The sequence below is a fragment of the Pontivivens marinum genome, assembly GCF_900231835.1.
Classification (GTDB): Bacteria; Pseudomonadota; Alphaproteobacteria; order Rhodobacterales; family Rhodobacteraceae; genus Pontivivens; species Pontivivens marinum.
In genome coordinates, this window is record NZ_OCTN01000016.1 from 1 (window position 1) to 11,529 (window position 11,529).

Sequence of the window (11,529 nt, forward strand, 5' to 3'; positions counted from 1 at the left end):
AGTTCCGCATCTTGGCAGTGAATGATGATTGCTGCCGCGAGAATCTGTGCCTCATGGCGGACACCAGCATCTCTGGCGCGCGGGTGGCACGTGAGTTGGACGCGCTTGTGCGGATCTATGGCAAGCCCGCCTGCATTGTCAGCGATAATGGTACCGAGTTCACCAGTCGTGCGATCCTGAAATGGGCGAACGAGAACGATGTCGAGTGGCACTACATCGATCCTGGAAAGCCGCAACAGAACGGCTTCATCGAGTCCTTCAACGGGAGCCTGCGAGATGAACTGCTGAACGAAGAATGGTTCGACAGCCTGGACGACGCCCGCCGTAAGCTGGCGCTCTGGCGATACGATTACAACAACGTCAGACCGCACTCATCACTGGAGAACCAAACACCCGCTGAAGCGCGTCGGGCGCTTCAGCAATTTGAGGCCTCCGCGCACGACGCGCTTGCCCAAACCGACGACGAACAATATGAAAACCACACCCGCAAACTCTCATTATAAATGAGGGAGCCTCGGGGGGCAGGTCACAGGTCAACACCACTATTACAACCGCTCTAGCACTCAAGAAAAGTATTAAGGAGCAAATGCCGACTGAGTTGGCGGCTTTTGTAGATGTGTTCGTTCTTGATGTTTCACGAAACTAGATTGAGCAGAAAACGAACGTCGGCTTTGACGAGCTGCGTCGCAGCATCACAGGTGCTTCCCGAAAGTCGGCAATGGGCCGTTCGTTACCATCAACTCAGAGCCGGCGCATAAAAACTGAACTCGATGCTAACTGTTTAGGAAACGATTTCGAAAGATGGCAAGTAGATTTGATAGCTCTTCCGACATCCTATCTGGCCTGGAAGACGACATTCTTTGGCTTTTGATATTGATCTACAGCTTCAAGGTGAGGGCCAGGCTGGAAGGACTTGGGCAATGGTCGCGAGAGCATATGTCGATCGAGTTCATGCTGCTGGATAGCGCTGTCCGCGATATCGTGATGCGACTGACCGCGCTGGACGATGACTCGAAAAATAATCGGTCATTCCAAACGCTGCTCAGGGCCTTAAACCGTGAAAACTTACTCGAACAAAAGCGCTCTAAGGCGCTCAACGAGAAGGTAAAAAAATACCGAGGCGCGGTCAACAAGTTGAAGGTAGAACACAGAAACCAATACATATCCCACGTGAATACCGACGCGTCTGTCTTACCTCGTGTCATTGATCGACCGGTCAAGTTTCACGAAGTTGCCTCTTTGGCTGTAAGCCTCATGGATGATTTGGCGGGCAGAACGCTTCAATACCATTTTAAAATGGGTAGTAATGAATCGATCAATCTCCGCGATGCGCTCCAGGCGGAGTGATAAGGGCGCCCGCCACTTCAGAATTCAGTATTCCATCAAGAGCACGCGGGAGACATTTTTTCGATCAAAGTTACAAGCTGATCGGTAAACGCGGTAGTTTCGGGCTTGCCGTGACCCAACTCCGCCGTCCGTGTTTTGGCGCTCGGGTGCGGACCATCGCCGGCAAGCGGCGCGCCGATCTGCAGGACGTGAGTTTGGTCGATGCTGGCGGAACGGTGCCAGTGACTTTAACCCGGCCCCGCTGGGCGATTCAACTGCAGCAGAAGCCATCGTAAATGCTGCATGCGCAAACGGCTGCTTCGTCCGCAGGCTGTGAATTCGGTCCCAACTAAATTTTGCGCTTGCAGCGAATGACTGCAAAGCGGGCTACGACCGCAGCATCAAGACGGTGGCATGAACGGCAAGTTTGGACCGAAAGCGACTTGTTTAGCAACTTAGAGCGCGAGTCATTTACTCACTAAGCAGCTCGCACTCCGGCCCTTCGGTTCTGCGTTCGAGCTGCGCGTTCGCCAGGGGCGCGCCCCTGGACCCTGGCCGCCTGCGGCGACCTTGGGAGACGTCCAACTCTCCCAAACCCTCACGGGGCTTTCAGCCCGAGAAAGGGGGTTTCGCCCACCCCTTTCATCCCCACTCGCAGATGGGCACTCGCCGAGCCCCCCTGCACCCCCTGGCAGCTTATCCAGCTGAGACCAAAGAGGGGGCCTTCCCCTCTCTGGACACGCCACGGCAGGGACCACTCGCCGTCTATCCCTGCACCCTGTCTGGCGTCTTCGACGGCGAACCCGTCATCGTAAGCGCTCCCGGCCCGAAGCGGGCACACGACATCGTCAAAGGCAGCGTCCGCTTCGCACCCCAAGCAGGTCATTCCAGGGCGCCACAGCCGATTCCAAAAGCCGCAATTCGTTCGAACGCACTGAACCGACTGCTATTGGAAGCGCGGCTTTTGGTGCGAAAACATCAAAGTTGACGACGTTTGGTCGCGCCGACATGAATTGAGATAGAAGATCGGCCAGTTAACAATCGGTCCGCGTCAGTTCAACCAAGTACCCGCGAACGCCCGTTTCGCTTGACCACGCGGACGATCGCTTGCACATCAGTGGGATGGCAAAAGCAGAAAATAGCTCCGACACTGAACATGGCTCAAGCCCGGCATCGCGCGGCGCGGCAGGCGCCTACATTGAGGGCGAGCTCGGGGCGTTATATCTGCTCGCGCTTCTGACCGGCAACCGTGCGCCGGGGCTGCCGTCCGCGCGCGTCACGAGCGTGCGCTTCCAAGGCGTTGAGCAAGGGTTTAAGCTCGACGACCTCATCATCATGGGCGTCGGCGCCAGCGGTGATACGTTACTCGAAATCCAGTCGAAGCGGGATATCCAGTTCTCACCGAAGGACCCGGTCTACAAGGATGTCGCACTACAGATTGCCAGGAGCACCATCGGGGACATCCCGGCGGAGCGCCATCTGTTCGGGATTGCCACGCAGCGGACCAGCCGCAAGATATCGGGTGCATATCAAGACGTGCTGGGCTGGGCACGCAGCGCGGCAACAGCGGACGAGTTTTTCACCCGTCTGAAGGCCACGGGCGTGGCGAACGATGACATGCGCAAGTTCGTCGAGACAACGCGCGAGCATCTTGCCGCAGGCGGCGTCGCCGACGAAAATGAGACGATCTGGCGGCTGCTGCGCCGGATACTGATCCTCGAATTCGATTTCGAGGCGAGCGCGCCGATCGCTCGCACCTACGGCTTGGCGCTCGCGCGGATGGCGCTGGCGGACGAGCAGGTCGCGCGCGCCGAGGCATTGTGGAGCCGCCTCGTCGATCTCTCGATCCAGACCGGCACTCGGGGCGGCGAGATCGATACCGCTGCACTCAAAGCCAACCTCGCAGAGGCCGATTTCAAGCTTGCCGGCGAACGCGAATACGGCCCGGCCCGCGCGCGACTCGCCGAGCTCGCGCAAAACACGCTCTCGCCTATCGGGACGAACGTCGCAGGCGTCACGCTGCCGCGGCTGGCCGCGGTCGCAGCGCTCGACGGTGCGGTAGAGACGCAGCGCTTCATCGTCGTGCGCGGCGATACCGGCGTCGGCAAATCCTGGGTGCTACGCCACTATGCCGAGCGCGTTGCCGCAAATGCCCCGATCATCGTTCTCGACCGTGAGGCGACGCCCCCGAACGGCTGGTTGTATTTCGCGAACGCGCTCGGCATTCCCGGATCGGCGGATTCCTTCCTGACCGATCTGGCAGCGAGCGGCGGCGCTTACCTCTTCATTGACGGCATCGACATGGTCGACGATGCCGGGCGCCAGCGCACGATCAGCGAGCTGCTGCGGGCCGCCGGCGCCATACCCGGCTTCACTGTGATCGCGACGGCGCGGCAGACCGGCGCCAGCGACGCCATCCCATGGCTCGACGACCGGATCTCGACCGCACTGGGGGGTATGCACGCGGTCACGGTTGGAGCGCTGTCGGACCAAGAAGTCGCGATCCTGACCGATCAGGCGCCCGAACTGCGGATGCTGCTCGATGCCGGCCATCCCGCAGCGCAACTCGCGCGCAACCTCTACCGTTTGTCGCGACTGCTCCGCGAACCGAGCGCCGCGTCGGTCCGAACTGAGGCCGGGCTCGCGCAGCTTTGGTGGATCGGCGCCGATGGCGCGCCGACGGCAGAAGTGCGGGCAGCGCAGCGAATCCTCAGAGCACTGGCGACCGCCGCGCTCGAGGGCGACGCCGGTATCGATCTCGACGAGGATTCGTTCGCGCGAAACCATCTGCTCGGTGCTCAGTCGCTCCGCGAGGTCCGGCCCGACCGGCTCGATTTCAGTCACGACGTGCTGCGCGACTGGGCGATCGGGAATTACCTCGCCGAAGACCCGTCCCGCCTGGGAGGGTTCGACCTGGGGGGACCCGTGTCGCCGCGCGTCGCCCGCGGTATTGAGATCGCCGCACGGCTCGTGCTCGAGACGGGCAAGGATGCGAGCGCCTGGAACGATCTGCTCGCGCACCTGTCGCCTCCGAGCGCGCACGGTTCTTGGCGCCGACAAGCGATCCTCGCGCTGGTCAGGTCAGAAGTCGCGACCGATCTGCTCGAAAAGTCGAGCGCCTCGCTCCTCGCCGAGGGCGGGGCACTCTTGACCGAGCTGTCGACGACTTTCGTCGCGGTCGAGACGCAGGCGGCTGCTGACATCATCACCTTGCCTGATGGATCGAAGGTCGACCTGCCGCGCTCGTATCGGACCGACGTGACGGGATCGTCGGTCCTGATGCTGCGCTGGATACTTGATCACGCCGCCGAGGTGCCAATGTCGGCGATCGACGCCGTGGTCGAGTTGGTCGAGATACAGGCCTTCTTCCTCAAGATGCTCCCCTCGCTTGCCGAGCGAACGGCCCGGCTGCTGTTCGACTGGCTGTGCCAGCTCGATCTGCGCGACATGCCCGTCACGATACCGGGGATGGAGGGACGCGCGCGCTGGGGGGGCGACGCGCGGCGGCGGACGGTAGCCAAGCTCCGGCTGATGGCGATGCTGCTCGGGTCCTTCGCGCCCGATGCGCTCAAGGCCTATGTCACCGCGATTGCGAACGACGGCGACGAGCACAAGATGAATGACCTGCGCCAATACTCGAGCGCGATCGCTCCCGTCGCGCCAGCTGAACTGGCGGCAATGGTCCAAGCGAGCCTGATCAAGAAAAAACAAGGGCGGCGTCGGCGGGACCGCGTGATGGAGGACGCCTTCAGTTTTGGCGATAATGACTATCTGCCACCATCGCCCGCGCAGCCGCCGTTTCTCGACCTGCTGAACGCGGCGCCGGCCGAAGGACTGGCGCTTATCAGGGGGCTGGTCGAGGAGGCGATCGTTTTTCACACCGACGGGCGCGAGCCAGGCGAAGACGGCATCACCGTCGACTTTGGCGAGGGGCCGCGCTTCTTCCCCTGGGGCTGGACCTATGGCTGGTCGCGGGGCAACGGTGACGAATATGCCGCCGCTTCCGGGCTGCTCGCGCTCGAGGCGTGGAGCCAGAAGCGGCTCGATGATGGTGATCCGGTCGAGGCCGTGCTCGGCGACATATTGGGCCCAGAGGGCAGCGCGGCTGCCTATCTCCTCATCGCGATCGACGTGCTGTTGTCGCACGGCAGTGTCGCACTTGTAGCGCTCGCGCCGTTTCTCGCGAGCCCGCAGCTCCTTGCCGAAGATCGCACCCGGCAGATTCATGACCAGATGGGGTCGGGGCGGGATACGCTGGGACTGAAGGACGAGCCGAAGGGTCCGGTGCGTATGGCCGATCTGAAGGCAAGACCCTCGCGCGGCTATTCTCTGATCGACACCTTGCAGAATTTTCTGGCCGACGAGCCAGTCGGCAATGCGTTGCGGGCAGCGCTCGCGGCGGCGGTCGAGACGCTCGATCCTTATGCCGCGCACGCGACGTTGAGCGAACCTGAGTTCGCCGGCCGCTATGCGCTTAACGTCCTCACCCTGGCGAACTGGTTCGAGCGGGAGGACGGCAATCTCGAATATCGGTCGCCGCCGGACGAGGCCGCGCATTTCGTGGCGCTCGAAGCCAAGCGGGATGTGTCGGTTCAGGCGCGCGAAATGGAAGCGCGCATTTCGATGGCGGTCGACGGTGGGACGTATGCGACGGACGAAACCGCACGCGACGCAGTCGCCTATGCCGAAGGCGGCGTGCCCGATGGCAGCGATACTGACGTGCTCAAGTCGCGCGCAACGCGGCTGATCACGACGGCGCTGCTCGTCGCGCGTGACGGCGACGATGCGCTGCTGGCAGCACATGAAGCCTGGGTGCGGGAAGTTATCGGGATCACGCTTGAGGAGAAATCCGATCGAGGCAGCGGGTCGCGCGATACTTTGCGCTACAACCGCCCAGCGATCGTGGTTCTCGCACTGATCCATCTCTGGACCCGGCTGAGACAAACCGCGGATCGCGATGCGCTGGTCGCGCTCGCGACACGCCAGGATCGGGTGGCAGCCACCGCGGTAGCGGCGGCTGTCCCACGCATCCTGAAGGTCGAGCCGCGTCTCTTCAAAGCGATGATGCGGGCGGCCTTTTCCAGCATGACATATCGTCGGAAGAGCTACGAACCGGAAGACGAGGCGCCGCAGGCTGCGTTCGAAGCGGAGCGTGCCACCCGGTCCGACGCAGCGGTTACGAGCGAGCTTGCTTGGCTTGATGGCGGCGTGGAACCGGATTGGCCCACTTGGCCCGAGGAGCGACCGAGCCTGCGCAGGGCCAGACGAATTCGGTTGCCGGGACCAGTCACGCCCGAAGAGTTCGAGGCCGATGGCGGGCTGGAGACGGCGATCGACCCTTCGGCAGAATTCCTTCACACCGATCACCAGGCGGGGGCCCACTGGCTGGCAATCATCCAGTCGGCGCCTGCGAACGCGATCGGCTGGCGGCAGGAGATCGTCTCGGCTTATGCTGAATGGACAGGCCGCATGAATGGGCTGGGCCATGCGGCCGATGCCGAAATCAGCCTCGAGCCTACCGACTGGAATTGGCAATATTACGCGTTGTATGCCGAGCGGCTGCTCGATGGAGACGATGCGGCGTTCGCCGCCGATCTGCCGTTCGTGACCGACCTTCCGGACGCGCCGTTCGGCAAAGTCGCGCAAACAGTGCAGCATACCGCTGACGTGCTCTACTTCAACAACACCAATTACGCGCTGGCACGACCGGTGTTGCTGCGCAAAAAGCTTGTCGCGCGCCTGATGACGCTTAGCCGCTGGAAGAGCGCCCGCGACCCGGCCGAAGCTCACATCGATCATAAGAGCGCTGGCGTCATCGCGAAGATGCTGTTCAACACCTATGGAATGATCAATGGGACGCACAGCTATCTTCCGCCAGCTTTGTTCGACCGGGTCGATCCGTTTCTGCCGGTGCTCCGCCCGATGTTGCCCGGGGGTCAAACGGTGTTCGTGGCGCGCTGCACGATGAACCTGCTGCTGGTCGCGCCGCGCTCGCGCCATATCGGTTTCCTGCTGGACGCGGTCGAGGCTTGGTTCGGCCGCACGATGTCACCGGAGCTGTGGATCGCGGCGGGTGTCGGCCGACAGGTTGTGCAATGGTTTGAAACGTGCATTGTCGAAGACTCGGGATTGCTCGAGCCAGCGCACCCGGCGCGCGCGCGGATCGATTGGGCGCTGGGCCGATTGGTGGTGGTTGGTGTCGCCGAGGCGCATGATCTGGAGCGGCGCGTCACAGCGGCGGCCGAAGCCCAAGCGGTCGCGCCCGTCCATGGCAAGCCTGGCTGAGGCTTGGGGTGGGGCACACCCCGCATCAGGGGTAGGACAAGATCGTCGTGCTCGCCTCAGGGAGCCTGTCCATCTCTTCCAGGATCGGTTTGGGCGCAAAGCAGCGTGCTGACACCGAGTGAGAGTCGGGTGACTAAGTCCGCTTTTGTCGATTGGGCAATGGTGGTTGCCAGTATCCTCTCAGCGCCAAAGCGGCCGTCCGTCGACACCGCAGCGAGCGACCGGAATCCGCCCCTCCCCTTCGCTTTCCCCAATTTTGACGAGAGGGTTTCCCTCTCGCCGCTCTGCCGTTTTTTGCCTCCCGTTTTGCTGCGCGGTCTTTGTGACGCGCAGCAAAACGGGAAGCCTTTTAGGTTTCCAAAGCTGGTGTCGATTTTCAATCACATCAATGGAGACCCCAGATGTATTACTCCCCCCAATCCTTCGTGCCGGACTTCGACTGGAAAGACCTTGTCGAGCGCGGTGACGTTGTTTTGTTCGCCTTTCCGATCAATGAGAACACCGACGGCCCGACAGAGCAGCCCAAACGGCGCCCCTGCCTGGTGCTGGATGTCTTTGAGCTGAACGGCACCAAGTTTGTCGAACTCGCCTACGGCACCTCTGCCCGCACCAAGGCCAACACTGGCTATGAGGTCCGCGTCGGACAAACCGCCTCCTGCCACGCGGCGGGGCTGGACCGGCCCTCCCGCTTTGTCTGCGCGCGCCGCGTGATCGTCAGCATCAATCATCCTGGCTTTGAGGGCAGCGAAGAGCGTGGCACCCTGATTGGTCGCCTTGATCCGCCCCTGTTGGACCGGATGAATGCCGTGTGGGCCCGCCTGCAGGCCGAGGCCGACATCTAGGCCGAGGCCCGGCGGGAGCGTTGGGAGGAACAGGCGCGAAGGCTACGCGAAGAGCGCGGTTTCCTGGAGCGGAACCGCGCATCTCGCGCAGCCATCACCCTCAAATCCAAAGGAGGTCTCGTATGACCCACCAACTTCTGCCCATTACATATGACAATATCGAAGCCATCGCCGCGGCAGGTTTCGCCAAATCCCGTGACTGCATCACGGCGATCCGCGTGGACGTGCTGCACAACATCCAACCGCTGGAGCGCGTCGGCTTTGAGCGGCTGATCAAGATCATTGAGGCCCGCCAGATCTTCAAGCCAGAGATCCTGGAGGAACTGGACGTGCAGATGGATTTCCTCACCCGGGAGATCGACAAGGGCACGACCGTGCATCAGCACCGCGACTATGATGAGTGCAACGTTTCCGCACCTGCCTGCTGGCAGGAGACGCGCACAACGGTGCGCGCGGATGAGCTGGGGCGGGCGATGATCATGTTCTTCGAGCTCTACGAGACGCTGCAAGCCGTGCACGATCTGATGCACGCTCAGGAGGCACTGGAAGAGCTGCGTCAGACGCTCTGACACCAACAAGAGACACGCGGGCTTAGACACCCCGCGTCAGGCGCGCTGGCGACCCTTCTGCTGCTACAGATGTCAGCACGCCGCCCATACAGAGACGCCCGCACAGATCCTCTCTGTGCGGGCGCAAACGACCAACCGTAGCAGGCCACCGGTCTCATCGTGTTGTTGGTTCTTGTGTGTCCACAACCGAAGGAGAAGCGAATGACCCTCACAAATCTGATCGACCTGATTGCCGAAGTCGCCGCCAAGCGGGCCACCCAGGAGGGCGTGACCTGCCCCCCGGTCGTCCCTCAGTCATAGCGAGAGTCCTTGGTTTTGATAGTCGTCGGTTTCGGGTGTGGCAAGCGCGCCGGGCGCGGTGCCATCAAGTAGCTCAAGCGCTCGGCGCGCTTCTGCGGGGGTCTTGTTGCCAAGCGATGAATGCGGCCTGACGTTGTTGTAATCGTAGCGCCAGAGGGCCAGCGTTCGGCGAGCGTCGGCCAGGCTGTCGAAGATTTCCTCGTTGAGGCATTCGTCGCGCAAGCTGCCGTTGAAGGACTCGATGTAGCCGTTCTGCTGCGGCTTACCGGGATCGATGTAATGCCACTCGACCTTGTTGTCGTTTGCCCATTTCAGGATCGCTTTGCTGGTGAACTCCGTTCCGTTGTCGGAAACTATACAAGCGGGTTTCCCATAGATCCGGACCAGCGCATCCAACTCCCGTGCGACCCTGGCCCCGGAGATGCTGGTGTCGGGGACCAGGCATAGGTTTTCGCGGCAGCAATCGTCATTGACCGCCAGGATGCGGAATTTGCGACAGGCCCCGAAAGTGTCGGACAGGAAGTCCAAGGACCAGCGCTGGTTCGGGCACAATGGCACTGGCATTGGTGTGCGGCTGCCTCGCGCCCGTTTCCGGCCCCTACGGCGGCGCACTGACAGGCCCTCTTCCCGGTAAATCCGATGAAGCTTCTTTTCGTTCATAGTCATGCCCACGCGCTCCAGCAGGACGCCAATGCGCCGGCAACCAAACCGCCGCCGCTTCTCAGCAATCTTGTTCATTTCCAGACGGATCTCCGGGTTATCGGGCGGTCTTTCACGCCGCACCGTCTTCGGATCGACACCGATCAGGACGCAGGCCCGGCGTTGAGAGATCGGATGACCCTCCATTGCCCGCAGCACCGCGTCCCGCCGTTGCATCGGCGTCGTCAGGGCTTTCCCAGAAGATCCTTCAGCACAACATTGTCCAGCATGACATCTGCCACCAAGCGCTTTAGCTTCGCGTTCTCATCCTCGAGCTGCTTGAGGCGTTTGACGTCGGACACATCCATCCCGCCATATTTGGCCTTGAGCTTGTAGAACGTCGCAGGGCTCAGGCCGTGCTTCCGGCACAGCTCCGCCGTCGGCAAACCAGCCTCCTGCTCTTTGATCATCCCGATAATCTGCGCTTCGGTGAAACGGCTTTTCCTCATGTCGTCTGCTCCTTCAGCTTGGGCAGACTCTACATTAGACTCAGGGAACTTCCGGGGGGCAGGTCAGAAGCTATTGGAGATGCTAAACGTAACAAAGCCCGCCTTAGGGGCGGGCTTGGATATTAGCGAGAGTTCGCTGAAGTTGGTTGCGGGAGTAGGATTTGAACCTGTGACCTTCAGGTTATGAGCCTGACGACCTCAAGGCGGTCAGCAGCCAAATCTATCTGAGGACGTCGCAAATTGCACAGTCCCGTTACGCATCATCATCTTTTGTCTCAAACCACTCTTCAACAACACGACGTATCATTTCAGGCCGACTGGGTAGGTCAGCCTCATTCCGACGCGCGTCATCGAGACGCTCGATCAACGATGCCGACATGCGAACCATCACAGGATGGGTGTCTACTTTTGGGCGACCGCGTGATTTCATGATATTACTTATTGACTTTCGATTTCCTGATATCATATATAAACACATGGGCGCCGGAGCAGCAACTCCAACGCCCACGCTGACCGCAACGATCATATGGAGATCATCATGGCTGATACGCCGAATACCATGTCCACTGTAGGGACTGAACCGCTCATTGCCCTGCTCGCCGAAGATCGCCTTGCGTTTCGCAACGCGCTCGATGCGATTTTCAGGGCATTGCGCGCCGATTGGCTTATGCATGAGGCCCGCAAAATCCTTGATACGGATGTGGGCCAGAACCGGATTCACGACTCCGCGACAGCTTGGTGCGAGTGCATGAATGCGCTGTCTGCTGTGCTGGACATTGATGGCGCAAATGCCGATCTGAAATCGGCTGCGCAGGCCTTTCTGAACGTCACCAACGAGTTCTTTCCGGACACTACTCATTTGCTGGAATGCGGATCCACGATCCTCGAGCTCCATCGCAAGAACAAGCAGAGCAATCCCGGACACGCAGAACTCCTGTACGAGGCATATGCGTTGACCGAGGCATACCGCGGGAACCTCGACCTGATGGCAGTGCACCGCCGCCTGAACTGAGCCGTCCGCCCCGGTTTTCGACTTGTCCGGGTTCCGGACAAGTCCCT

At 61.1% G+C, this 11,529-nt stretch carries 7 protein-coding genes; 6 read left to right on the top strand and 1 reads right to left on the bottom strand.

Annotated features, from left to right (window positions below; genetic code table 11):
* From CR254_RS17595 to CR254_RS17620, 5 genes are all read left to right on the top strand, one after another.
* Positions 1–503: integrase core domain-containing protein (locus CR254_RS17595; protein ID WP_145996779.1), on the top strand; the 503-nt coding region annotated here is incomplete at its 5' end.
* Between the two features lie 298 nt (positions 504–801).
* Positions 802–1,347 (top strand): hypothetical protein, encoded by a 546-nt coding sequence (locus tag CR254_RS17600; protein ID WP_097932343.1) that lies wholly within the window; start codon positions 802–804, stop codon positions 1,345–1,347.
* 1,101 nt (positions 1,348–2,448) lie between these two features.
* The gene (locus CR254_RS17610; RefSeq protein WP_097932346.1) at positions 2,449–7,611 is read left to right on the top strand and encodes an ATP-binding protein; all 5,163 of its coding nucleotides are present in this window, start codon (positions 2,449–2,451) and stop codon (positions 7,609–7,611) included.
* Positions 7,612–8,012: 401 nt separating this feature from the next.
* On the top strand, positions 8,013–8,453 hold the full coding sequence (locus CR254_RS17615; protein WP_097932348.1) for a type II toxin-antitoxin system PemK/MazF family toxin: 441 nt from the start codon (positions 8,013–8,015) through the stop codon (positions 8,451–8,453).
* 122 nt (positions 8,454–8,575) lie between these two features.
* Positions 8,576–9,022, top strand: a complete 447-nt coding sequence (locus CR254_RS17620; protein WP_097932350.1) for a hypothetical protein — start codon at positions 8,576–8,578, stop codon at positions 9,020–9,022.
* A gap of 294 nt (positions 9,023–9,316) precedes the next feature.
* Here the strand turns inward: CR254_RS17620 and CR254_RS17625 are convergent.
* Positions 9,317–10,470, bottom strand: a protein-coding gene (locus CR254_RS17625) for an IS3 family transposase (RefSeq protein ID WP_097932352.1) whose coding sequence is annotated in 2 segments (ribosomal slippage) — positions 9,317–10,221 and positions 10,221–10,470 — 1,155 coding nt in all. Because the reading frame shifts where the segments join, the coding sequence is not laid out codon by codon here.
* 538 nt (positions 10,471–11,008) lie between these two features.
* Here CR254_RS17625 and CR254_RS17630 point away from each other — a divergent pair.
* Positions 11,009–11,482: a hypothetical protein gene (locus tag CR254_RS17630; RefSeq protein ID WP_145996781.1), complete on the top strand. Its 474-nt coding sequence runs from the start codon at positions 11,009–11,011 to the stop codon at positions 11,480–11,482.
* The last annotated feature ends 47 nt before the right edge of the window (positions 11,483–11,529 follow it).

Excerpts from the sequence above, each read along its gene's own strand:
- CR254_RS17630 (WP_145996781.1), top strand. The coding sequence starts at position 11,009 with ATGGCTGATACGCCGAATACCATGTCCACTGTAGGGACTGAACCGCTC.
- CR254_RS17615 (WP_097932348.1), top strand. The coding sequence starts at position 8,013 with ATGTATTACTCCCCCCAATCCTTCGTGCCGGACTTCGACTGGAAAGAC.
- CR254_RS17600 (WP_097932343.1), top strand. The coding sequence starts at position 802 with ATGGCAAGTAGATTTGATAGCTCTTCCGACATCCTATCTGGCCTGGAA.
- CR254_RS17610 (WP_097932346.1), top strand. The coding sequence starts at position 2,449 with ATGGCAAAAGCAGAAAATAGCTCCGACACTGAACATGGCTCAAGCCCG.
- CR254_RS17620 (WP_097932350.1), top strand. The coding sequence starts at position 8,576 with ATGACCCACCAACTTCTGCCCATTACATATGACAATATCGAAGCCATC.